Annotated in this window: 32 protein-coding genes; 31 read left to right on the top strand and 1 reads right to left on the bottom strand. The window is 57.9% G+C overall.

Going from position 1 to position 20736, the window contains the following annotated elements; genetic code table 11:
• Positions 1-20 precede the first annotated feature (20 nt).
• The 29 genes from rplC to bfr all read left to right on the top strand — a co-directional run bounded on the left by rplC (position 21) and on the right by bfr (position 15556).
• The gene (gene rplC / locus ACLEJW_RS21645) at positions 21-656 is read left to right on the top strand and encodes a 50S ribosomal protein L3 (RefSeq protein ID WP_003257089.1); all 636 of its coding nucleotides are present in this window, start codon (positions 21-23) and stop codon (positions 654-656) included.
• 12 nt (positions 657-668) lie between these two features.
• A complete protein-coding gene (rplD, locus tag ACLEJW_RS21650) occupies positions 669-1271 on the top strand; it encodes a 50S ribosomal protein L4 (protein WP_060509677.1) in 603 nt (200 codons plus the stop codon).
• Positions 1268-1567, top strand: a complete 300-nt coding sequence (gene rplW / locus ACLEJW_RS21655; RefSeq protein WP_003255484.1) for a 50S ribosomal protein L23 — start codon at positions 1268-1270, stop codon at positions 1565-1567. The genes rplD and rplW overlap by 4 nt, the downstream gene beginning before the upstream one ends.
• Positions 1568-1581: 14 nt before the next feature.
• Entirely contained in the window at positions 1582-2406 is an 825-nt protein-coding gene (gene rplB / locus ACLEJW_RS21660; protein WP_003255483.1) for a 50S ribosomal protein L2, read from the top strand.
• A 16-nt stretch (positions 2407-2422) separates the two neighbouring features.
• Complete coding sequence (rpsS, locus tag ACLEJW_RS21665; RefSeq protein WP_003255482.1) at positions 2423-2698, top strand: 30S ribosomal protein S19; 276 nt, start codon at positions 2423-2425, stop codon at positions 2696-2698.
• 11 nt (positions 2699-2709) lie between these two features.
• Entirely contained in the window at positions 2710-3042 is a 333-nt protein-coding gene (gene rplV, locus ACLEJW_RS21670) for a 50S ribosomal protein L22 (RefSeq protein WP_003103908.1), read from the top strand.
• Between the two features lie 13 nt (positions 3043-3055).
• Entirely contained in the window at positions 3056-3742 is a 687-nt protein-coding gene (rpsC, locus tag ACLEJW_RS21675) for a 30S ribosomal protein S3 (protein ID WP_003255481.1), read from the top strand.
• Positions 3743-3754: 12 nt separating this feature from the next.
• On the top strand, positions 3755-4168 hold the full coding sequence (gene rplP / locus ACLEJW_RS21680) for a 50S ribosomal protein L16 (RefSeq protein WP_003255479.1): 414 nt from the start codon (positions 3755-3757) through the stop codon (positions 4166-4168).
• On the top strand, positions 4168-4359 hold the full coding sequence (gene rpmC / locus ACLEJW_RS21685) for a 50S ribosomal protein L29 (RefSeq protein WP_002555481.1): 192 nt from the start codon (positions 4168-4170) through the stop codon (positions 4357-4359). Before rplP ends, rpmC begins: the two co-directional genes overlap by 1 nt.
• A 2-nt stretch (positions 4360-4361) precedes the next feature.
• A complete protein-coding gene (gene rpsQ, locus ACLEJW_RS21690; protein ID WP_008089812.1) occupies positions 4362-4628 on the top strand; it encodes a 30S ribosomal protein S17 in 267 nt (88 codons plus the stop codon).
• A gap of 23 nt (positions 4629-4651) precedes the next feature.
• Positions 4652-5020 carry a 50S ribosomal protein L14 gene (rplN, locus tag ACLEJW_RS21695; protein ID WP_008089810.1) on the top strand — a complete coding sequence of 123 codons (369 nt, stop codon included), beginning with the start codon at positions 4652-4654 and terminating at the stop codon, positions 5018-5020.
• Between the two features lie 11 nt (positions 5021-5031).
• Positions 5032-5346 carry a 50S ribosomal protein L24 gene (gene rplX / locus ACLEJW_RS21700; protein ID WP_003255476.1) on the top strand — a complete coding sequence of 105 codons (315 nt, stop codon included), beginning with the start codon at positions 5032-5034 and terminating at the stop codon, positions 5344-5346.
• A gap of 20 nt (positions 5347-5366) precedes the next feature.
• Positions 5367-5906 (top strand): 50S ribosomal protein L5, encoded by a 540-nt coding sequence (rplE, locus tag ACLEJW_RS21705; protein WP_012316517.1) that lies wholly within the window; start codon positions 5367-5369, stop codon positions 5904-5906.
• Between the two features lie 13 nt (positions 5907-5919).
• Complete coding sequence (gene rpsN, locus ACLEJW_RS21710) at positions 5920-6225, top strand: 30S ribosomal protein S14 (protein ID WP_145190302.1); 306 nt, start codon at positions 5920-5922, stop codon at positions 6223-6225.
• Positions 6226-6434: 209 nt separating this feature from the next.
• On the top strand, positions 6435-6827 hold the full coding sequence (rpsH, locus tag ACLEJW_RS21715) for a 30S ribosomal protein S8 (RefSeq protein ID WP_008089805.1): 393 nt from the start codon (positions 6435-6437) through the stop codon (positions 6825-6827).
• A 12-nt stretch (positions 6828-6839) separates the two neighbouring features.
• Positions 6840-7373 (top strand): 50S ribosomal protein L6, encoded by a 534-nt coding sequence (gene rplF, locus ACLEJW_RS21720; RefSeq protein WP_009681972.1) that lies wholly within the window; start codon positions 6840-6842, stop codon positions 7371-7373.
• A gap of 10 nt (positions 7374-7383) precedes the next feature.
• Complete coding sequence (rplR, locus tag ACLEJW_RS21725; protein ID WP_008089801.1) at positions 7384-7734, top strand: 50S ribosomal protein L18; 351 nt, start codon at positions 7384-7386, stop codon at positions 7732-7734.
• Positions 7735-7737: 3 nt separating this feature from the next.
• Entirely contained in the window at positions 7738-8238 is a 501-nt protein-coding gene (gene rpsE / locus ACLEJW_RS21730; RefSeq protein WP_003255465.1) for a 30S ribosomal protein S5, read from the top strand.
• A 2-nt stretch (positions 8239-8240) separates the two neighbouring features.
• On the top strand, positions 8241-8417 hold the full coding sequence (gene rpmD / locus ACLEJW_RS21735; protein WP_003255463.1) for a 50S ribosomal protein L30: 177 nt from the start codon (positions 8241-8243) through the stop codon (positions 8415-8417).
• Positions 8418-8420: 3 nt separating this feature from the next.
• A complete protein-coding gene (rplO, locus tag ACLEJW_RS21740; protein ID WP_023382625.1) occupies positions 8421-8855 on the top strand; it encodes a 50S ribosomal protein L15 in 435 nt (144 codons plus the stop codon).
• Positions 8856-10187 (top strand): preprotein translocase subunit SecY, encoded by a 1332-nt coding sequence (secY, locus tag ACLEJW_RS21745; RefSeq protein WP_003257108.1) that lies wholly within the window; start codon positions 8856-8858, stop codon positions 10185-10187.
• Between the two features lie 28 nt (positions 10188-10215).
• The gene (gene rpmJ / locus ACLEJW_RS21750; protein WP_002555468.1) at positions 10216-10332 is read left to right on the top strand and encodes a 50S ribosomal protein L36; all 117 of its coding nucleotides are present in this window, start codon (positions 10216-10218) and stop codon (positions 10330-10332) included.
• Positions 10333-10463: 131 nt separating this feature from the next.
• Positions 10464-10820, top strand: coding sequence for a 30S ribosomal protein S13 (gene rpsM, locus ACLEJW_RS21755; RefSeq protein ID WP_012316515.1), 357 nt, complete (start codon positions 10464-10466; stop codon positions 10818-10820).
• Positions 10821-10838: 18 nt separating this feature from the next.
• A complete protein-coding gene (gene rpsK, locus ACLEJW_RS21760; protein ID WP_012270237.1) occupies positions 10839-11228 on the top strand; it encodes a 30S ribosomal protein S11 in 390 nt (129 codons plus the stop codon).
• Between the two features lie 15 nt (positions 11229-11243).
• On the top strand, positions 11244-11864 hold the full coding sequence (gene rpsD / locus ACLEJW_RS21765; RefSeq protein ID WP_012316514.1) for a 30S ribosomal protein S4: 621 nt from the start codon (positions 11244-11246) through the stop codon (positions 11862-11864).
• A 22-nt stretch (positions 11865-11886) separates the two neighbouring features.
• Entirely contained in the window at positions 11887-12888 is a 1002-nt protein-coding gene (locus ACLEJW_RS21770; RefSeq protein WP_003255452.1) for a DNA-directed RNA polymerase subunit alpha, read from the top strand.
• 42 nt (positions 12889-12930) lie between these two features.
• On the top strand, positions 12931-13317 hold the full coding sequence (rplQ, locus tag ACLEJW_RS21775; protein WP_060478900.1) for a 50S ribosomal protein L17: 387 nt from the start codon (positions 12931-12933) through the stop codon (positions 13315-13317).
• Positions 13318-13488: 171 nt separating this feature from the next.
• Positions 13489-14928, top strand: a complete 1440-nt coding sequence (locus ACLEJW_RS21780) for a catalase (protein ID WP_440778230.1) — start codon at positions 13489-13491, stop codon at positions 14926-14928.
• A gap of 163 nt (positions 14929-15091) precedes the next feature.
• Positions 15092-15556 (top strand): bacterioferritin, encoded by a 465-nt coding sequence (bfr, locus tag ACLEJW_RS21785; protein WP_145190308.1) that lies wholly within the window; start codon positions 15092-15094, stop codon positions 15554-15556.
• A 70-nt stretch (positions 15557-15626) separates the two neighbouring features.
• Here the strand turns inward: bfr and uvrA are convergent, their stop codons facing one another.
• Positions 15627-18461, bottom strand: coding sequence for an excinuclease ABC subunit UvrA (gene uvrA, locus ACLEJW_RS21790; RefSeq protein ID WP_178108359.1), 2835 nt, complete (start codon positions 18459-18461; stop codon positions 15627-15629).
• Between the two features lie 129 nt (positions 18462-18590).
• Here uvrA and ACLEJW_RS21795 point away from each other — a divergent pair, with 129 nt between their 5' ends.
• Positions 18591-19985, top strand: coding sequence for an MFS transporter (locus ACLEJW_RS21795; protein WP_440778231.1), 1395 nt, complete (start codon positions 18591-18593; stop codon positions 19983-19985).
• Between the two features lie 9 nt (positions 19986-19994).
• Positions 19995-20543, top strand: a complete 549-nt coding sequence (locus ACLEJW_RS21800; RefSeq protein WP_313645759.1) for a single-stranded DNA-binding protein — start codon at positions 19995-19997, stop codon at positions 20541-20543.
• Positions 20544-20736 lie beyond the last annotated feature (193 nt).

Raw genomic sequence — 20736 nt, forward strand, 5'->3', positions numbered from 1 at the left:
ACACTCATGAGGTTTACAACATGACTATTGGTGTAATCGGTCGCAAGTGCGGTATGACCCGCATTTTCACCGAAGAAGGTGTCTCCATTCCGGTCACGGTCATTGAGATCGAACCGAATCGCGTCACCCAGTTCAAAACTGAAGAAACCGATGGCTACCGTGCAGTGCAAGTCACTGTCGGCGAGCGTCGTGCTTCGCGTGTGACTGCCGCTCAGGCAGGCCACTTCGCCAAGGCTAACGTTGCCGCTGGTCGCGGTGTTTGGGAGTTCCGTCTTGAAGAAGGCGATTTCCAGGCTGGCGATCTGATCAAAGCTGAACTCTTCACTGCAGGCCAGCTGGTAGACGTTACTGGTCAGTCCAAAGGTAAAGGCTTCGCCGGTACCATCAAGCGCTGGAACTTCCGTGGCCAGGACAACACCCACGGTAACTCCGTGTCGCACCGTGTCCCAGGTTCCATCGGCCAGTGCCAGACTCCTGGTCGTGTGTTCAAGGGCAAGAAAATGTCCGGTCACATGGGCGCCGAGCGCGTGACTGTTCAGTCCCTGGAAGTTGTTCGCGTAGACGCTGAGCGCAACCTGCTGCTGGTCAAGGGTGCCGTTCCTGGCGCTACTGGCGGCGACGTGGTTGTACGTCCAGCTGTCAAGGCTCGCGGTTAAGGGGAAACTGACATGCAACTCAATGTAAATGACGCTCAGGCGATCGAAGTTTCCGAACTGGCTTTCGGTGGCGAATTCAACGAGACGCTGGTACACCAAGCAGTCGTAGCCTACATGGCTGGCGGCCGTCAGGGCACCAAGCAGCAAAAGACCCGTTCCGACGTGGCTGGTGGCGGTAAGCGCCCATGGCGTCAGAAGGGTACTGGCCGTGCTCGTGCTGGTACTACTCGTGGTCCGATCTGGCGTGGCGGTGGTGTAACCTTCGCAGCTCGTCCTCAAGATCACTCGCAGAAGCTCAACAAGAAGATGTACCGCGCAGCCCTGCGCTCCATCCTCGCTGAGCTGGTGCGTAGCGACCGTCTGGTCGTGGTTCAGGACTTCGCTGTTGAAGCGCCAAAAACCAAAGACTTGCTGAACAAGCTGAACGGCATGGGTCTGAGCGATGTATTGATCGTTTCGGACGCTGTTGATCAGAACCTGTACCTGGCTGCTCGCAACCTGCCACACGTCGATGTACGTGACGTTCAAGGTTCCGACCCGGTCAGTCTGATCGCATACGAGAAGGTGTTGATCACCGTCTCGGCCGTGAAGAAATTCGAGGAGCTGCTGGGATGAACCAGGAACGCGTATTCAAAGTCCTCCTTGGCCCGCACGTTTCCGAGAAGGCTACCGTTCTGGCTGAGAAAAAAGGCCAGTTCGTATTCAAGGTTGCTACCGATGCAACCAAGCTGGAAATCAAGAAAGCTGTCGAAGGCCTGTTCAACGTAAAAGTTGAAAACGTGTCGACTGTTAACGTTCTGGGTAAAACCAAGCGTACCGCACGTGGTCTGGGCAAGCGTAATGACTGGAAGAAGGCAATTGTCTCCCTTCAGCCAGGCCAAGATCTCGATTTCAGCAGCAGTGCTGAGTAAGGAAGGGGTGCATCATGGCAATCGTTAAATGCAAACCGACTTCCCCTGGCCGCCGTTTCGTGGTCAAGGTGGTCAACAAGGAGCTGCACAAAGGCGCTCCTCACGCACCGCTGATCGAGAAAAAATCGAAGTCTGGTGGTCGTAACAACAATGGCCGCATTACCACTCGTCACGTTGGTGGTGGTCACAAGCAGCATTACCGTCTGGTCGACTTCCGTCGCAACGACAAAGATGGCATCCCAGCCACTGTCGAGCGTATCGAATACGATCCAAACCGTACTGCTCACATCGCCCTGCTGTGCTACGCAGATGGCGAGCGTCGCTACATCATCGCGCCTAAGGGCGTGAGCGCTGGCGACCAGCTGATCGCAGGTGCCCTGGCCCCAATCAAGGCCGGTAACTCCCTGCAACTGCGCAACATTCCAGTGGGTAGCACCATTCACGGCATCGAATTGAAGCCGGGTAAAGGTGCACAGATCGCTCGTTCCGCTGGTGCTTCGGCTCAGCTGATCGCTCGCGAAGGTGTCTATGTGACCCTGCGTCTGCGCTCTGGTGAAATGCGTAAAGTCCTGGCTGAGTGCCGTGCGACCCTGGGTGAAGTCTCGAACTCCGAGCACAGCCTGCGTTCGCTGGGTAAAGCTGGTGCCAAACGCTGGCGCGGCGTTCGCCCAACCGTTCGTGGTGTTGCCATGAACCCGGTTGACCACCCACATGGTGGTGGTGAAGGTCGTACCTCCGGTGGTCGTCATCCGGTATCGCCATGGGGCTTCCCAACCAAGGGTGCTAAAACCCGTGGTAATAAGCGTACCGACAACATGATCGTCCGTCGTCGCAAGTAACTAGAGGGATACGACAGTGCCACGTTCTCTGAAAAAAGGTCCTTTTATCGATCTTCACCTGCTGAAGAAGGTCGAAGTGGCGGTGGAGAAGAACGATCGCAAGCCAGTTAAAACCTGGTCGCGCCGTTCGATGATCCTGCCACAAATGGTCGGTCTGACCATCGCCGTACACAACGGTCGTCAACACGTCCCAGTTCTCGTGAACGAAGACATGGTCGGCCACAAACTGGGCGAGTTCGCCGGTACCCGCACCTACCGCGGGCACGTGGCTGACAAGAAAGCCAAGCGTTAAGGGGTAAGGAAATGGAAGTAGCCGCTAAGTTGTCGGGCGCTCGCATCTCCGCCCAGAAAGCCCGCTTGGTCGCCGACCAGATCCGCGGGAAGAAGGTGGGCGAAGCGCTCAACCTGTTGGCCTTCAGCAGCAAAAAAGCCGCTGAAATCATGAAGAAAGTCCTCGAGTCGGCCGTAGCCAACGCCGAACACAACGAAGGCGCAGACGTTGATGACCTGAAGGTCTCCACCGTCTTCGTCAACGAAGGGCGTTCGCTGAAGCGCATCATGCCACGTGCCAAAGGCCGTGCTGATCGCATCGTCAAGCGGTCTTGCCATATCACTGTCAAGGTTGCGGACAAGTAACGGAGTCGATCAGATGGGTCAGAAAGTACATCCCACTGGCATTCGCCTGGGAATCGTCAAGGAGCACACCTCCGTCTGGTACGCAGACGGTGCTACTTACGCAGATTACCTGTTGAAGGATCTGAAAACGCGTGAGTACCTCCAAGACAAACTAAAAAGCGCGTCCGTAAGCCGTATCGATATTCATCGTCCGGCTCAAACTGCACGCATCACCATCCACACCGCTCGTCCCGGTATCGTTATCGGTAAGAAAGGTGAGGATGTCGAGAAGCTGCGTCAGGACCTGACCAAGCAGATGGGTGTGCCTGTGCACATCAACATCGAAGAGATCCGCAAGCCGGAACTCGACGCCATGCTGGTTGCGCAGAGCGTAGCTCAGCAGCTGGAACGCCGCGTAATGTTCCGTCGCGCCATGAAGCGCGCCGTACAGAACGCCATGCGTATTGGTGCCAAGGGCATCAAGATCCAGGTGAGCGGTCGTCTCGGCGGTGCTGAGATTGCTCGTACCGAGTGGTATCGCGAAGGTCGTGTGCCGCTGCACACCCTGCGTGCCGATATCGACTACAACACCTACGAAGCTCACACCACTTACGGTGTGATCGGTGTGAAGGTTTGGATCTTCAAAGGCGAAGTTATTGGTGGTCGCCAAGAAGAACTGAAACCACAAGCACCAGCGCCTCGTAAAAAAGCTGCTAAGTAAGGGGTACGCCAAATGTTGCAACCAAAGCGTACAAAATTCCGTAAGCAGATGACCGGCCACAACCGTGGTCTGGCACTGCGCGGTAGCAAAGTCAGCTTCGGCGAATTCGCCCTGAAAGCTGTTGCTCGCGGTCGCCTCACCGCTCGCCAGATCGAGTCCGCACGTCGTGCGCTGACCCGTCACGTCAAGCGTGGCGGCAAGATCTGGATCCGTGTGTTCCCGGACAAGCCGATCTCCAAGAAGCCTCTCGAGGTTCGTATGGGTAAAGGTAAAGGTTCCGTGGAATACTGGGTTGCCCAGATCCAGCCAGGCAAAGTCCTGTACGAGATCGAGGGTGTTTCTGAAGAGCTGGCGCGCGAAGCTTTCGCCCTGGCTGCTGCAAAGCTGCCTCTCGCCACCTCCTTTGTTAAGCGGACGGTGATGTGATGAAAGCGAATGAACTTCGTGAAAAATCTGCACAGCAACTGAATGAGCAACTGCTCGGCTTGCTGCGCGACCAGTTCAATCTGCGTATGCAGAAAGCAACTGGCCAGTTGGGTCAGTCGCACCTGCTCTCGCAAGTTAAGCGTGACATCGCTCGCGTGAAAACTGTGCTCAACCAGCAGGCAGGTAAGTGATCATGGCTGAAGCTGAAAAAACCGTCCGTACGCTGACTGGCCGTGTCGTCAGCGACAAAATGGACAAGACCATCACCGTTCTGATCGAGCGTCGCGTCAAGCACCCGATCTACGGTAAATACGTTAAGCGTTCGACTAAGCTGCACGCGCACGACGAATCCAACCAGTGCAAAATCGGCGACAAGGTTTCCATTCGTGAAACCCGTCCGCTGGCCAAGACCAAGTCCTGGGCACTGGTTGAAGTCCTCGAACGCGCTGTTGAAGTCTAAGGGCTAGGGGTCGGAGAAATTTTATGATTCAGACTCAATCCATGCTCGATGTGGCCGATAACAGCGGCGCTCGTCGCGTCATGTGCATCAAGGTACTCGGCGGTTCGCACCGTCGTTATGCCGGCATCGGTGACATCATCAAAGTAACCGTCAAGGAAGCCATTCCGCGCGGTAAGGTCAAAAAAGGCCAGGTGATGACCGCTGTTGTCGTACGTACCCGTCACGGTGTACGTCGCGCTGACGGTTCCATCATTCGTTTCGACGGCAACGCTGCTGTTCTGCTGAACACCAAGCAAGAGCCGATCGGCACTCGCATCTTCGGGCCAGTGACCCGTGAACTTCGTACTGAGAAGTTCATGAAGATCGTCTCGCTCGCCCCTGAAGTGCTGTAAGGAGATCCGACATGCAAAAGATTCGTCGTGACGACGAGATCATCGTGATCGCCGGCAAAGACAAAGGTAAGCGCGGTAAGGTGCTGAAGGTTCTCGCTGACGACCGTCTGGTCATCGGTGGTGTGAACCTGGTCAAGCGTCATACCAAGCCTAACCCGATGGCGGGCGTACAGGGCGGTATCGTCGAAAAAGAAGCGCCTCTGCACGCTTCCAACGTTGCCATCTTCAATGGCGAAACCAACAAGGCTGACCGCGTTGGCTTCAAAGTTGAAGACGGTAAGAAAATTCGTGTCTTCAAGTCGACCCAAAAAGCGGTTGATGCTTGAACACTGCTAGGTAGAAGACCATGGCACGACTGAAAGAGATTTACCGGAACGAAATCGCTCCTAAGCTTAAGGAAGAACTTAAGCTGTCGAACGTGATGGAGGTTCCGCGCGTTACCAAGATCACCCTGAACATGGGTCTGGGCGAAGCGATCGGTGACAAGAAAGTCATCGAGCACGCTGTTGCCGACCTGGAAAAGATCACTGGTCAAAAGCCAGTTGTGACCTTCGCTCGTAAATCCATCGCGGGCTTCAAAGTCCGTGAAGGCTGGCCGATCGGTGTCAAGGTGACCCTGCGTCGCGAAAAAATGTACGAGTTCCTGGACCGCCTGCTGGCGATCTCCCTGCCTCGGGTTCGCGACTTCCGCGGCCTGAATGCCAAGTCCTTCGATGGTCGTGGCAACTACAGCATGGGCGTGAAAGAGCAGATCATCTTCCCGGAAATCGACTACGACAAGATCGATGCTCTGCGCGGTTTGGACATCACCCTGACCACCACTGCTCGTTCGGATGACGAAGGCCGCGCTCTGCTGCGTGCATTCAAATTCCCGTTCCGCAACTGATTGGAGTAGGAAAATGGCCAAGAAGAGCATGAAAAACCGCGAGCTGAAGCGTCAGCTCACGGTAGCCAAGTTCGCTAAGAAGCGTGCTGAGCTGAAAGCGACCATCGTCAACCAGAACGCCTCTCCTGAAGAGCGTTTCGCTGCCGTTGTCGCCCTTCAGAAGCAGCCACGCGACGCTAGCGCTGCCCGTCTGCGCAACCGTTGCCGCCTGACCGGTCGTCCTCACGGTGTATACCGTAAGTTCGGCCTGGGCCGTAACATGCTGCGTCAAGCGGCAATGCGCGGCGACGTACCAGGTCTGGTCAAGGCCTCCTGGTAAGCGCTGCCGGTGTGATCCCGACGGTCGAAGCGCAATCTTCCGACCGTCGGTGACCTCGCCAACAAACAAGCCCCCTCGTGGGGCTTGTTTCGTTTCTGGCTTGTGTCTAGAATGACCGGCTCACCCGAGCCTGGGTCATTGACCCTGCCCGCAAGGGTGGTTGTGATAGCCGCAAGGCTAATAATTCTTGTATCAGGAGCATCTAGCCCATGAGTATGCAGGACCCGTTAGCGGACATGCTAACTCGCATCCGTAATGCCCAGATGGCTGAAAAGTCCGTCGTAAGCATGCCTTCCTCCACCCTGAAGGTCGCGGTTGCCAAAGTTCTGAAAGACGAAGGTTACATCGCTGGCTACCAGGTTACTGGTGAGGCCAAGCCTTCTCTGTCGATCGAACTGAAGTACTTCGAAGGCCGTCCGGTCATCGAGGAACTGAAGCGCTCCAGCCGTCCAGGCCTGCGCCAGTACAAGTCCGTCACAGATCTGCCGAAAGTACGTGGCGGTCTGGGCGTGTCTATCGTCTCCACCAACAAAGGTGTGATGACTGATCGCGCTGCGCGCGCTGCCGGTGTCGGCGGCGAAGTTCTGTGCACAGTGTTCTAAGGGGAGATAGGCATGTCTCGCGTCGCTAAGAACCCCGTAAAGCTGCCCGCTGGCGTCGAAGTAAAATTCGCCGGCCAACAGCTTTCGGTGAAGGGTGCCAAAGGCACTCTCGAACTGAACGTTCACTCGTCTGTTGAAGTTACCGAAGAGTCTGGCGAGCTGCGTTTCGTCGCTCGTAACGGTGATCAGCAAGCTCGCGCCATGGCCGGTACCACCCGCGCTCTGGTGAACAACATGGTCCAAGGCGTAAGCCAAGGCTTCGAGCGTAAGCTCCAGCTGGTCGGTGTTGGTTACAAGGCACAGGCTAAAGGCACCGTCCTGAACCTGGCTCTGGGCTTCTCGCACCCAGTGGACTACGAACTGCCAGCCGGTATCACTGCTGAAACGCCTAGCCAAACCGACATCCTGATCAAGGGTATCGATAAGCAGCTGGTAGGTCAGGTGGCGGCTGAAATCCGCGATTTCCGTCCGCCAGAGCCTTACAAAGGCAAGGGTGTGCGTTACGCGGACGAAGTAGTCCGTCGTAAAGAAGCCAAGAAGAAGTAGGGCCTAGCAAATGACCGACAAAAAAGTTACTCGACTGCGTCGCGCTCGCAAAGCACGTCTCAAGATGCACGAACTCGAAGTCGTGCGCCTGTGCGTGTTCCGCTCCTCGCAGCACATCTACGCCCAGGTCATTTCGGCCGACGGCAGCAAGGTTCTGGCAAGCGCCTCGACCTTGGACAAAGACCTGCGTGATGGCGCCACTGGCAACATCGACGCGGCCACTAAGGTTGGCAAGCTGGTAGCTGAGCGTGCGAAAGCCGCCGGTGTATCTCAAGTTGCCTTTGACCGTTCCGGCTTCAAGTACCATGGCCGCGTCAAAGCGCTGGCTGATGCTGCTCGTGAAGGCGGGCTGGAGTTCTAAGTTATGGCAAATAACGATCAAAAGCGCGACGAAGGCTACATCGAGAAGCTGGTTCAAGTTAACCGCGTAGCTAAAACCGTTAAAGGCGGCCGTATCTTCACCTTCACCGCGTTGACCGTGGTAGGTGATGGCAAGGGTCGCGTTGGTTTCGGCCGTGGCAAGTCGCGCGAAGTACCTGCCGCGATCCAGAAAGCCATGGAAGCTGCTCGTCGCAACATGATCCAGGTTGACCTGAAAGGCACCACCCTGCAGTACGCCACCAAGGCCGCCCACGGCGCCTCGAAGGTTTACATGCAGCCTGCTTCGGAAGGTACCGGTATCATCGCCGGCGGCGCAATGCGTGCCGTCCTGGAAGTTGCTGGCGTTCAGAACGTCCTGGCCAAGTGCTACGGTTCGACCAACCCAGTGAACGTGGTTTACGCCACCTTCAAGGGTCTGAAAGCCATGCAATCTCCTGAGTCCATTGCTGCCAAGCGCGGCAAGAGCGTTGAGGAGATCTTCTAATCATGGCAACCGTAAAAGTTACGCTGATCAAGAGCGTCTCGGGCCGCCTGCCTAACCACAAACTGTGCGTTAAAGGCCTGGGTCTGCGTCGCATCGGTCACACTGTAGAAGTCCAGGATACTCCCGAGAACCGCGGGATGATCAACAAGGCTTACTACATGCTGAAGGTCGAGGGTTAATCGATGAAACTCAATGATCTGAGTCCAGCGCCGGGTTCCCGTCGCGAGAAGCATCGTCCAGGTCGTGGTATCGGTAGCGGTCTGGGTAAGACCGGCGGCCGTGGCCACAAAGGTCAGACTTCCCGTTCGGGTGGTTCGATCGCTCCTGGCTTCGAAGGCGGTCAACAGCCGCTGCACCGTCGTCTGCCGAAGTTCGGCTTCGTTTCCCTGAAAGCCATGGACCGCGCAGAAGTGCGTCTGTCCGAGCTGGCCAAAGTGGAAGGCGACGTGGTTTCCGTGCAATCCCTGAAGGATGCCAACGTGATCGGCCAGAACGTACAGCGTGTGAAAATCATGCTGTCTGGCGAAGTCACTCGCGCAGTCACCATCAAGGGTATCGCAGCCACCAAGGGTGCGCGTGCGGCTATCGAAGCAGCTGGCGGCAAATTCGAGGAATAAATGGCTAAGCAAGGTGCTCTCTCTTCGCTCGGTAAGGGCGGGATGTCGGAACTCTGGGCTCGTCTGCGCTTTCTGTTCATGGCGATCATCGTCTATCGGATAGGTGCGCATATCCCGGTTCCAGGCATCAATCCGGACCGTCTGGCGGATCTGTTTCGGCAGAATGAGGGGACCATTCTTAGCTTGTTCAACATGTTTTCCGGTGGCGCGCTCGAACGCATGAGCATCTTTGCACTGGGGATCATGCCGTACATTTCGGCATCGATCATCATGCAGCTGATGACAGCGGTCAGCCCGCAACTGGAGCAGTTGAAGAAGGAAGGTGAAGCTGGCCGTCGCAAGATCAGCCAGTACACCCGCTACGGCACCGTTATCCTGGCACTGGTTCAAGCCATTGGCATGTCCATTGGCCTGGCCAACCAGGGCGTGGCGTTTTCTGTAGGCCTCGGCTTCCATGTCGTTGCCGTCTCCACTTTCGTGGCAGGCGCAATGTTCATGATGTGGCTGGGTGAGCAGATCACCGAGCGCGGTGTGGGCAACGGTATCTCGATGTTGATCTTCGCAGGTATCGTTGCCGGTCTTCCGAGAGCAATCGGGCAGTCTTTCGAGTCTGCGCGCACAGGCGATATCAACATCTTCGCCCTGGTCGCTATCGGTTTGCTTGCAGTAGCGATTATCGGTTTCGTGGTGTTCATTGAGCGTGGTCAGCGTCGTATCGCCGTTCACTACGCCAAGCGTCAGCAAGGCCGCAAGGTGTTTGCTGCGCAGACCAGCCACTTGCCGCTGAAAGTGAACATGGCGGGGGTCATCCCGGCCATTTTCGCGAGCAGCATTCTGCTGTTCCCGGCTTCGCTGGGTGCCTGGTTCGGTCAGTCCGAAGGTATGGGCTGGCTGCAGGACATCTCGCAGTCGATCGCTCCTGGTCAGCCGTTGAACATTCTGCTGTTTAGTGCAGGGATCATTTTCTTCTGCTTCTTCTACACAGCGTTGATGTTCAACCCGAAAGACGTAGCGGAAAACCTGAAGAAGTCCGGTGCCTTTATTCCGGGTATCCGTCCTGGTGAGCAGTCGGCGCGCTACATTGATGGCGTTCTGACTCGTCTGACCATGTTCGGTGCTCTTTACATGATGGCCGTCTGCCTTCTGCCCCAGTTCCTGGTGGTGGCTGCAAATGTGCCGTTCTACCTTGGCGGGACCTCGTTGCTGATTGTGGTAGTGGTTGTGATGGACTTCATGTCCCAAGTACAATCGCACCTCGTTTCGCACCAGTACGAATCCCTGATGAAGAAAGCCAACCTGAAAGGCTACGGTGGCAGCGGTTTGCTGCGCTGATACGCCCCTAAGGTTCGAGGAGTCGGTAATGAAAGTTCGTGCATCGGTGAAAAAGCTGTGCCGTAACTGCAAGATCATCCGTCGCGAAGGCGTCGTACGAGTGATCTGCAGCGCGGAACCGCGTCACAAACAGCGCCAAGGCTGAGTGTGATCTGCGCTTCAAACCCAGCAGCTAGTGTGCTGCTGGGTTGATTATTCGTTTCTACAGCGATATTATCTCGCGCCCTATTTCTTGGCTTCCGGGGCGTAGGTAGCTGTCAATTGGAGTCCCACTGAATGGCCCGTATTGCAGGCGTCAACATTCCAGATAACAAGCATACTGTTATCTCGCTGACCTACATCTATGGTGTCGGTCGCACTACTGCACAGAAGATTTGTGCAGACGCTGGTGTAAACCCAGCCGCTAAGATCAAGGATCTGAGCGACGAGCAAATCGAAACCCTGCGTGGCGAAGTCGCGAAGTTCACCACCGAAGGTGACCTGCGTCGTGACGTCAACATGAAGATCAAGCGCTTGATGGACCTGGGTTGCTACCGCGGCCTGCGTCATCGTAAAGGTCTGCCGGTTCGCGGTCAGCGCACCAAGACCAACGCACGCACCCGTAAGGGCCCGCGTAAGCCGATCCGCAAGTAATCGCCCAGGAATATAGACATGGCAAAACCTGCTGCTCGTCCTCGTAAGAAAATCAAAAAGACAGTGGTTGATGGCATCGCCCACATCCACGCTTCTTTCAACAACACCATCGTGACCATCACCGACCGTCAGGGCAATGCTTTGTCCTGGGCGACCTCCGGTGGTTCGGGTTTCCGTGGTTCGCGCAAATCCACCCCGTTCGCAGCTCAGATCGCTGCTGAGCGTGCTGGTCAAGCTGCGCTGGAATATGGTCTGAAGAACCTCGATGTCAACGTCAAGGGTCCAGGTCCAGGTCGCGAGTCCGCCGTTCGTGCATTGAACAGCTGCGGCTACAAGATCGCCAGCATCACCGACGTGACGCCAATCCCGCATAACGGGTGCCGTCCGCCGAAGAAGCGTCGCGTGTAATCAGGAGACAGAAGAATGGCACGTTACATTGGTCCAAAATGCAAACTGTCTCGTCGTGAAGGCACTGACCTGTTCCTGAAGAGCGGCGTTCGCGCTCTGGAATCGAAGTGCAACATCGAAGCAGCCCCAGGTATCCACGGCCAGCGCCGTGGCCGTCAGTCCGACTACGGTACCCAGCTGCGCGAGAAACAAAAAGTCCGTCGTATCTACGGTGTTCTGGAGCGTCAGTTCCGCGGTTACTACCAAGCTGCAGCCTCGAAAAAAGGCGCAACCGGTGAGAACCTGCTGCAACTGCTCGAGTGCCGTCTGGATAACGTCGTTTACCGTATGGGCTTTGGCTCGACTCGTTCCGAGTCCCGTCAGCTGGTTTCGCACAAAGCGATCAGCGTCAACGGTAAGACTGTAAACATTCCATCCTACCAAGTTCGTCCGGGTGACGTGGTCGCGGTTCGCGAGAAGTCGTCGAACCAGCTGCGCATTGTTCAAGCCCTTGAACTGTGCGCCCAGCGTGGCCGCGTTGAGTGGGTAGACGTTGATTCCGCTAAGAAGTCGGGCGTTTTCAAAAACGTTCCAGCTCGTGGCGACCTGTCTGCCGACATCAACGAAAACCTGATTGTCGAGCTCTACTCCAAGTAAGGGCTAGAAAATAGGTGCATCCATGCAGATTTCGGTAAATGAGTTCCTGACTCCCCGCCACATTGATGTGCAGGTAGTCAGTCCGACCCGCGCCAAGATTACGCTCGAGCCTCTCGAGCGTGGTTTCGGCCATACCCTGGGCAACGCGCTGCGCCGCATCCTGTTGTCCTCCATGCCTGGCTGTGCAGTAGTCGAGGCCGAGATCGATGGCGTACTCCATGAGTACTCCGCGATCGAAGGTGTTCAGGAAGACGTCATTGAAATCCTGTTGAACCTGAAAGGCCTGGCTATCAAACTGCACGGTCGTGACGAAGTTACGCTGACCTTGTCGAAAAAGGGTTCGGGGGTGGTTACCGCTGCCGATATTCAGCTGGATCACGATGTCGAGATCGTCAACCCCGATCACGTAATCGCGAACCTGGCGTCCAACGGCGCCCTGAACATGAAGCTCACCGTAGCTCGTGGTCGCGGTTACGAGCCGGCTGACTCCCGTCAAACCGACGAAGACGAAAGTCGTAGCATTGGCCGTCTGCAGCTGGACGCTTCGTTCAGCCCGGTGCGTCGTATCGCCTATGTGGTCGAGAACGCCCGTGTTGAACAGCGTACCAACCTGGACAAGCTGGTCATTGATCTGGAAACCAACGGCACCCTGGATCCTGAAGAGGCTATCCGCCGCGCTGCGACCATCCTGCAACAGCAGCTGGCCGCGTTCGTCGACCTCAAGGGTGACAGTGAGCCTGTCGTAGTCGAGCAGGAAGACGAGATCGATCCGATCCTGCTGCGTCCGGTTGACGACCTGGAACTGACTGTACGTTCGGCCAACTGCCTCAAGGCGGAGAACATCTACTACATCGGCGACCTGATTCAGCGTACCGAAGTAGAGTTGTTGAAAACTCCTAACCTCGGCAAGAAGTCCCTGACTGAAATCAAGGACGTCCTGGCCTCTCGTGGTCTGTCTCTCGGCATGCGCCTCGACAACTGGCCGCCTGCAAGTCTTAAGAAAGACGACAAGGCGACCGCCTGATCGTCGTAATCACCGAACGTAGTGTTTGGTAAGGAATGAATCATGCGTCATCGTAAAAGTGGACGTCACCTGAGCCGTACCAGCTCTCACCGCAAGGCTATGTTCCAGAACATGGCAGTGTCGTTGATCGAGCACGAGCTGATCAAAACCACCCTGCCGAAAGCCAAGGAACTGCGCCGCGTTGCCGAGCCGCTGATCACCCTGGCCAAGGAAGACAGCGTTGCTAACCGTCGTCTGGCCTTCGACCGTACCCGTTCGAAGACCGCTGTTGGCAAACTGTTCAACGACCTGGGCAAGCGCTACGCCACCCGTCAGGGCGGCTACCTGCGTATCCTGAAGTGCGGTTTCCGCGCTGGCGACAACGCGCCTATGGCGTACGTCGAGCTGGTTGATCGTCCTGTCGGCGGCGCTGTAGAAGCTGCTGAGTAAGACGTTCCGTCTGCTACAAGAAACCGGGCCTAGTGCCCGGTTTTTTGTGCGCGGTTGTATTATTTCTTTCTATTGATACAAGTCACGCAATGAATTTGTTCATTATCGACCGTTCGTCGATACTCCTCGTCAAGCCGATCAGCCGGCAACGTACGAAGACTTGGAGAGCCCATGAGCAAGATTCTCACCACCGCCAGCGGTGCACCTGTTGCAGACAACCAGAATTCCCGTTCCGCTGGCCCGCGCGGCCCGTTGCTGCTCGACGACTTCCACCTGATCGAAAAGCTCGCTCATTTCAATCGCGAGAACATCCCGGAGCGCCGCGTTCACGCCAAGGGTTCTGGTGCGTATGGCACGTTCACCGTCACCCGCGACATCACCCAGTACACCAGCGCCAAGTTGTTCGAACAGGTCGGTAAGCAGACCGAGACCTTCCTGCGCTTCTCCACGGTGGGTGGCGAGCGCGGGTCGGCTGACACTGAGCGTGATCCGCGAGGCTTCGCCGTCAAGTTCTATACCGAAGAAGGTAACTGGGACATCGTCGGCAATAACACGCCGGTGTTCTTCATCCGCGACCCGCTGAAATTCCCCGACTTTATCCACACGCAGAAGCGTCAGCCGCAGAGCAACCTGAAGAGCGCCCAGATGATGTGGGATTTCTGGTCGCATTCGCCCGAGGCGCTGCACCAGGTCACGATCCTGTTCTCGGACCGCGGCATCCCGGATGGCTACCGGCACATGCACGGCTTCGGCAGCCATACCTACAGCCTGATCAGTGCCCAAGGTCAGCGGACCTGGGTCAAGTGGCACTTCAAAACCCAGCAAGGTATCAAGAACCTAGCCCCTGCTGACGCTGCCCGCTTGGCCGGTACCGAGCCTGATTACGCCCAGCGCGACCTGTTCGAGGCGATCGAACGTGGTGACTATCCACGTTGGACGGTGTGCATTCAGGTAATGACTGAGGCCGAAGCGGCTAAACGTGACGAGAATCCGTTTGACGTGACCAAGACCTGGTCGCAGAAGGAGTTCCCGTTGATCGAAGTCGGTGTGCTCGAGCTCAATCGCAACCCGCTGAACTATTTCGCAGAGGTTGAGCAAGCGGCCTTCGGCCCGAGCAATATGGTTCCAGGCGTTGGCCTGTCACCGGACCGCATGCTGCAAGGCCGTGTCTTCGCTTACGCCGACGCCCACCGCTACCGTGTGGGTACCAACCATCAACAGCTGCCAGTCAACGCCCCGCGTTGCCCGGTCAACAGCTATCAGCGTGATGGTTCGATGGCCCTGGGCAGCTATGGCAGTGCACCCAACTACGAGCCTAACAGCTACGCCGATGCGCCCAAGCAGTCGCCTCGCCATGCAGAGCCTGCCCTGGCGCTCAGTGGTGATGCCGACCGCCACGACCACCGGGTAGACGACGACTACTACAGCCATGCCGGTGCGCTGTTCCGTCTGATGAACCCGGAGCAGCGGGCGCTGTTGATCAGCAACATCGCCGGGGCCATGGCGGGCGTCAGCGAAGATGTGGTGCTGCGCCAGCTGCACTACTTCTTCAAGGCAGACCCCGCGTATGGTGAAGGCGTCGCCAAAGCGCTCGGGCTGAACCTCGCCTAAGTCGAAGTGATAAGAAGAACCGCCCTCATTTGGGCGGTTTTTCAATGAATATCACTACTGTTTAGCCGATTTTTTGCCTTCAATTGCCCATTTTTCAGTGACCGCGCGCAAAACCTGGTTCACACTATGTGCATTCAGTCGTATCACAGGGAGAAGCAGGGCGATGCAAGGTCACCCGGACGTCATCAATTACCTCGTCACGTTGCTCAAGGGCGAACTCGCAGCGCGCGATCAGTACTTCATCCATTCCCGCATGTATGAAGATTGGGGCTTGACCAAGCTCTACGAGCGTATCAATCACGAAATGGAAGAAGAGGCTCAGCACGCCGATGCCTTGATGCGGCGTATCCTCATGCTCGAAGGCACTCCGGACATGCGTGCCGATGACCTGGAAGTGGGTACCACCGTGCCCGAGATGATCGAGGCCGACCTCAAGCTCGAGTACAAAGTGCGTGCCGCCTTGTGCAAGGGCATCGAGCTGTGCGAGCTGCACAAGGACTATGTCAGCCGCGATATCCTGCGCGCTCAGCTGGCCGACACCGAAGAAGATCACACCTATTGGCTGGAGAAGCAGCAGGGCCTGATCAAGGCCATTGGTCTGCAGAACTACTTGCAGTCGCAGATGTAGGTTATCCACAGCATCATGAAATGCCCCTGGTATCCGACGGTCCCAGGGGCTTTTTTACATCACCGCTGCTTCAGGCCCGATCACGCTCAAGTAACGGCTTGAGGTAGTGGCCGGTATAGGACTGCTTCATCTTGGTGAGCTCTTCCGGCGTGCCGCACGCAATGATCTGACCGCCTTTGGAACCGCCTTCCGGGCCCAGGTCCACCAGCCAGTCAGCGGTCTTGATCACGTCCAGGTTGTGTTCGATGACCACCACGGTGTTGCCGTGGTCACGCAGGCGATGCAGCACGTCCAGCAGCTGCTGGATGTCGGCAAAGTGCAGACCGGTAGTGGGCTCGTCGAGGATGTACAGGGTCTTGCCAGTATCGCGCTTGGACAGCTCACGCGACAGCTTGACCCGCTGCGCCTCACCACCGGACAAGGTAGTCGCCGACTGCCCCAGCTTGATGTAGGACAAGCCGACGTCCATCAAGGTTTGCAGCTTGCGGGCCAAGGCCGGTACGGCATCGAAGAATGCGCGGGCATCCTCGATGGTCATTTCCAGCACCTCGTGGATATTCTTGCCCTTGTACTTGATCTCCAGGGTTTCGCGGTTGTAACGCTTGCTCTTGCACACGTCGCACGGCACGTAGATGTCGGGCAGGAAGTGCATCTCGACCTTGATCAGACCGTCACCTTGGCAAGCTTCGCAGCGCCCGCCCTTGACATTGAACGAGAAGCGACCCGGCCCGTAACCACGCGAGCGCGACTCTGGCACGCCGGAAAACAGCTCGCGGATGGGGGTGAAGATGCCGGTATAGGTGGCTGGGTTGGAGCGCGGCGTGCGGCCGATCGGGCTCTGGTCGATGTCTACCACCTTGTCCAGGTGCTGCAGGCCATCCATGCTGGTGTGCGCAGCGGCCTCGTGGCTGCTGGCGCCATTGAGGGCGGTGGCAGCCAGGGGGAACAGGGTGTTGTTGATCAGCGTCGATTTACCCGAACCCGAAACGCCGGTCACGCAGGTCAGCAAGCCAATCGGGATCTCCAGGTCGACGTTTTGCAGGTTGTTGCCGCGCGCGCCCTTGAGCTTGAGTTGCAGCTTCTTGTTGCGCGCGGTGCGCTTGGCTGGCACGACAATCTTCTTGCGCCCCGACAGGTACTTGCCGGTCAGCGAGTCAGGGTGGTCCATGACCTCCTGCGGCGTGCCTTCTGCGACGATCTTACCGCCATGCACCCCTGCACCAGGGCCTATATCGACCACGTAGTCAGCCAGGCGAATGGCATCTTCGTCGTGTTCGACGACGATCACCGTATTGCCCAGGTCGCGCAGATGGTTGAGGGTTGCCAGCAAACGGTCGTTATCGCGCTGGTGAAGGCCGATCGACGGTTCATCGAGGATGTACATCACCCCGACCAGGCCGGCGCCGATCTGGCTGGCCAGGCGGATCCGCTGCGCTTCACCGCCGGACAAGGTATCGGCGCTGCGGTCCAGCGTCAGGTAGTCGAGGCCGACATTGACCAGGAACTGCAAACGCTCGCAAATTTCCTTGAGAATCTTTGCCGCGATCTCGCCGCGCCGACCGGTCAGGCTCAAGTCGGCAAAATAGCTGCTCGCGTCGCCGATCGGCAGGTTGGTCACCGCCGGCAAGGTTTTCTCACCGACCCAGACATGTCGTGCCTCGCGGCGCAAACGGGTGCCGCGGCAGTCCGGGCAGGGCTGCGTGCCGAGGAACTTGGCCAGTTCCTCGCGCACGGTAGCTGACTCGGTTTCGCGGTAGCGGCGCTCCAGGTTCGGCACGATGCCTTCAAACGGGTGCGAGCGCTTGACGATGTCGCCGCGGTCATTGAGGTATTTGAAATCGACGCTGTGCTTGCCGCTGCCTTGCAGAATCACTTTCTGGTGTTCGGCCGACAGCTCGCCGAACGGCTCTTCAAGGCTGAAGCCATAATGGGCGGCCAGTGAGCCCAGCATCTGGAAGTAGTACACGTTACGACGATCCCAGCCGCGGATCGCGCCTTCGGCCAAGGTCAGCTCGCTGTTGACCAGGCGTTTGGTGTCGAAGAATTGCTTGACCCCCAGGCCGTCGCACGTCGGGCAAGCGCCAGCGGGGTTGTTGAAGGAGAACAGCTTGGGCTCCAGCTCGCTGATGGCATGACCGCAAACCGGGCAGGCAAAGCGCGCGGAGAAGATGATCTCATCGCCTTCCTGATCGTCCATTGGTGCCACCAGGGCGATGCCGTCCGCCAGCTTGAGTGCGGTCTCGAACGACTCGGCCAGGCGCTGCTGGAGGTCGGCGCGCACTTTGAAGCGGTCCACCACCACATCGATGCTGTGTTTCTTCTGTTTGTCCAGCTTGGGCAGTTCGTCGAGCTCGTAGAGCTTGCCGTTGACCCGCGCACGCACGAACCCTTGGGCGCGCATTTCATCGAACACGGCCAGGTGCTCGCCCTTGCGTTCGCGTACGACCGGCGCCAGCAGCATCAGCTTGCTGCCTTCAGGTAGCTCCAGCACCAGGTCGACCATCTGGCTGACCGTTTGCGCTTCCAGCGGAATATCGTGGTCCGGGCAGCGCGGCGTACCGACGCGGGCGTACAGCAGGCGCAGATAGTCGTAGATTTCGGTGATGGTGCCGACCGTCGAACGCGGGTTGTGCGAGGTCGACTTCTGTTCGATGGAAATAGCCGGCGACAGGCCTTCGATGGTATCGACGTCAGGCTTTTCCATCATCGACAGGAACTGCCGCGCGTAGGCCGAAAGCGATTCCACATACCGGCGCTGGCCTTCGGCGTATAGCGTATCGAACGCCAGCGAAGACTTGCCGGAACCCGACAGGCCGGTGATCACGATCAGCTTGTCCCGCGGCAGGGTCAGGTCGATGTTCTTCAGGTTGTGGGTACGTGCCCCACGAATCAGGATCTTGTCCACTGCGACCTCGCTCGGCGGGCATAAACAACGAATTATACGGCGCGCTGCCATCACGCGGCAAAGCGTCGCGTAGATGCCGTCAAGCTGTCGGACTGATAGAATCGCCGCCGGTTCACACGAGGTTTATCCATGCACGACACCCACAACGAGCGCATGAGCAGCGGCGAAACCCGCGCTGCAGGCGGCCTGGCCTTGGTCTTTGCCTTTCGTATGCTGGGCATGTTCATGGTATTGCCCGTGCTGGCTACCTACGGCATGGACCTGGCCGGTGCCACGCCTGCGCTGATCGGCCTTGCCATTGGCGCCTATGGCCTGACCCAGGCCGTGCTGCAGATCCCGTTCGGGATGATTTCCGACCGCATCGGCCGCCGTCCGGTGATATACCTGGGCTTGCTGGTGTTTGCCCTGGGCAGCGTGCTGGCGGCCCAGGCCGATTCCATCTGGGGCGTGATCGCCGGGCGCATCCTGCAGGGCGCCGGGGCGATTTCGGCTGCGGTCATGGCGTTGCTCTCCGACCTCACCCGCGAGCAGCACCGGACCAAGGCCATGGCCATGATCGGCATGAGCATCGGGTTATCGTTCGCCGTGGCAATGGTCGTCGGCCCGCTGTTGACCAGCGCCTTCGGGTTGTCAGGATTATTCCTGACCACTGCAGGACTCGCCCTGGTCGGCATCCTGCTGATCGCCTTCGTCGTGCCCACATCGCACAGCACCCTGCAGCACCGCGAATCGGGCGTGGCCCGCCAGGCACTCGGCCCGACCCTGCGTCATCCGGACCTTTTGCGCCTGGATGTGAGCATTTTCGTGCTGCACGCCATCCTCATGGCCAGCTTCGTGGCGCTACCGCTGGCGTTCGTCGAGCGTGGCGGCCTGCCCAAGGAGGAGCATTGGTGGGTGTACCTGACCGCGTTGTTCGTCTCATTTTTTGCAATGGTACCGTTCATCATTTACGGCGAAAAAAAACGCAAGATGAAACGCGTATTGGCCGGTGCGGTGACTGTCTTGCTGCTCACGGAGATATACTTCTGGGAGTGGGCTGACGGTTTGCGCGGACTGGTGCTTGGCACCGTGGTATTCTTCACCGCATTCAACCTGTTGGAAGCTTCGCTGCCCTCGCTGGTCAGCAAGGTGTCGCCTGCCGGCGGCAAGGGAACGGCGATGGGGGTGTATTCCACCAGCCAGTTCCTGGGTGCGGCGCTGGGCGGCATCCTCGGCGGCTGGTTGTTTCAGCATGGTGGGCTGGATACGGTGTTCCTTGGCTGCGCGGTGTTGTGCGCCATCTGGCTGATCGTCGCCCTGGGCATGAACGAGCCGCCCTATGTGACCAGCCTGCGCCTGCCGTTGACGCCGCAAGCGCTGCAGGAGGTCTGCCTGACCGAGCGCTTGCTGGCCGTGCCGGGTGTGACCGACGCGGTGGTGGTGCAAGACGAAGCCGCCATCTATATCAAACTGGATACGAAAATTTTGGACCGCGCGACCCTCGAGCGACTGGTGAATCCAGCCTCATCGGCGTGCGAAGCCTAGGAGAACGTTATGGCCCGTGGGGTTAACAAAGTCATTCTGGTCGGCACCTGCGGTCAGGATCCCGAAGTCCGCTACCTGCCCAACGGTAACGCCGTGACCAACCTGAGCCTGGCCACCAGCGAGCAGTGGACCGACAAGCAATCCGGCCAGAAGGTCGAGCGTACCGAGTGGCACCGTGTGTCGCTGTTCGGCAAGGTTGCCGAGATCGCTGGCGAGTACCTGCGCAAGGGCTCGCAGTGCTACATCGAGGGCAAGCTGCAGACCCGTGAATGGGAAAAGGACGGCATCAAGCGCTACACCACGGAAATCATCGTCGACATCAACGGCACCATGCAGTTGCTCGGCGGCCGTCCGCAAGGCCAACAGCAAGGTGGCGGTGACCCGTACAACCAGGCTGGCGGCAACTACAACCAAGGTGGCGGTCAGCAGCAGTACAACCAGGCGCCACCTCGCCAGCAGGCCCAGCGCCCGCAGCAGCAACAGCGCCCGGCACCTCAGCAGCCAGCCCCGCAGCCGGCGGCTGACTTCGACAGCTTCGATGACGATATCCCGTTCTAGGATATAGCTGAGACATTTTGTAAAGATGATGTCTGGAGCCCCCGCTTTGCGGGGGCTTTTTCATTCTGGGGCGTAAAGTTTGAATCGACGGTCTCTGTGATGCATGTCATCGCACCTTTTCAATTCTTGACTAGTCTTACCTGTTGGCAGCCTTCAACCGGCCGCCAACCGTGATTACCAAGAGGCGCCGGCC

Origin of the sequence: Pseudomonas sp. SMSB3 (assembly GCF_052041965.1) — a bacterium.
Classification (GTDB): domain Bacteria; phylum Pseudomonadota; class Gammaproteobacteria; order Pseudomonadales; family Pseudomonadaceae; genus Aquipseudomonas.

Coding starts and splice junctions, on each gene's coding strand:
- rplN (WP_008089810.1), top strand. CDS start 4,652: ATGATTCAGACTCAATCCATGCTCGATGTGGCCGATAACAGCGGCGCT.
- ACLEJW_RS21795 (WP_440778231.1), top strand. CDS start 18,591: ATGCACGACACCCACAACGAGCGCATGAGCAGCGGCGAAACCCGCGCT.
- rplF (WP_009681972.1), top strand. CDS start 6,840: ATGTCTCGCGTCGCTAAGAACCCCGTAAAGCTGCCCGCTGGCGTCGAA.
- rpsM (WP_012316515.1), top strand. CDS start 10,464: ATGGCCCGTATTGCAGGCGTCAACATTCCAGATAACAAGCATACTGTT.
- bfr (WP_145190308.1), top strand. CDS start 15,092: ATGCAAGGTCACCCGGACGTCATCAATTACCTCGTCACGTTGCTCAAG.
- rpsD (WP_012316514.1), top strand. CDS start 11,244: ATGGCACGTTACATTGGTCCAAAATGCAAACTGTCTCGTCGTGAAGGC.
- rplO (WP_023382625.1), top strand. CDS start 8,421: ATGAAACTCAATGATCTGAGTCCAGCGCCGGGTTCCCGTCGCGAGAAG.
- rplD (WP_060509677.1), top strand. CDS start 669: ATGCAACTCAATGTAAATGACGCTCAGGCGATCGAAGTTTCCGAACTG.
- rplQ (WP_060478900.1), top strand. CDS start 12,931: ATGCGTCATCGTAAAAGTGGACGTCACCTGAGCCGTACCAGCTCTCAC.
- ACLEJW_RS21800 (WP_313645759.1), top strand. CDS start 19,995: ATGGCCCGTGGGGTTAACAAAGTCATTCTGGTCGGCACCTGCGGTCAG.
- ACLEJW_RS21770 (WP_003255452.1), top strand. CDS start 11,887: ATGCAGATTTCGGTAAATGAGTTCCTGACTCCCCGCCACATTGATGTG.
- rplB (WP_003255483.1), top strand. CDS start 1,582: ATGGCAATCGTTAAATGCAAACCGACTTCCCCTGGCCGCCGTTTCGTG.
- rplV (WP_003103908.1), top strand. CDS start 2,710: ATGGAAGTAGCCGCTAAGTTGTCGGGCGCTCGCATCTCCGCCCAGAAA.
- rplC (WP_003257089.1), top strand. CDS start 21: ATGACTATTGGTGTAATCGGTCGCAAGTGCGGTATGACCCGCATTTTC.
- rplP (WP_003255479.1), top strand. CDS start 3,755: ATGTTGCAACCAAAGCGTACAAAATTCCGTAAGCAGATGACCGGCCAC.
- rpsQ (WP_008089812.1), top strand. CDS start 4,362: ATGGCTGAAGCTGAAAAAACCGTCCGTACGCTGACTGGCCGTGTCGTC.
- ACLEJW_RS21780 (WP_440778230.1), top strand. CDS start 13,489: ATGAGCAAGATTCTCACCACCGCCAGCGGTGCACCTGTTGCAGACAAC.
- rpsE (WP_003255465.1), top strand. CDS start 7,738: ATGGCAAATAACGATCAAAAGCGCGACGAAGGCTACATCGAGAAGCTG.
- rpmC (WP_002555481.1), top strand. CDS start 4,168: ATGAAAGCGAATGAACTTCGTGAAAAATCTGCACAGCAACTGAATGAG.
- rpmD (WP_003255463.1), top strand. CDS start 8,241: ATGGCAACCGTAAAAGTTACGCTGATCAAGAGCGTCTCGGGCCGCCTG.
- rpsN (WP_145190302.1), top strand. CDS start 5,920: ATGGCCAAGAAGAGCATGAAAAACCGCGAGCTGAAGCGTCAGCTCACG.
- secY (WP_003257108.1), top strand. CDS start 8,856: ATGGCTAAGCAAGGTGCTCTCTCTTCGCTCGGTAAGGGCGGGATGTCG.
- rplW (WP_003255484.1), top strand. CDS start 1,268: ATGAACCAGGAACGCGTATTCAAAGTCCTCCTTGGCCCGCACGTTTCC.
- rpsK (WP_012270237.1), top strand. CDS start 10,839: ATGGCAAAACCTGCTGCTCGTCCTCGTAAGAAAATCAAAAAGACAGTG.
- rplR (WP_008089801.1), top strand. CDS start 7,384: ATGACCGACAAAAAAGTTACTCGACTGCGTCGCGCTCGCAAAGCACGT.
- rpmJ (WP_002555468.1), top strand. CDS start 10,216: ATGAAAGTTCGTGCATCGGTGAAAAAGCTGTGCCGTAACTGCAAGATC.
- rplX (WP_003255476.1), top strand. CDS start 5,032: ATGCAAAAGATTCGTCGTGACGACGAGATCATCGTGATCGCCGGCAAA.
- rpsH (WP_008089805.1), top strand. CDS start 6,435: ATGAGTATGCAGGACCCGTTAGCGGACATGCTAACTCGCATCCGTAAT.
- rpsC (WP_003255481.1), top strand. CDS start 3,056: ATGGGTCAGAAAGTACATCCCACTGGCATTCGCCTGGGAATCGTCAAG.
- rplE (WP_012316517.1), top strand. CDS start 5,367: ATGGCACGACTGAAAGAGATTTACCGGAACGAAATCGCTCCTAAGCTT.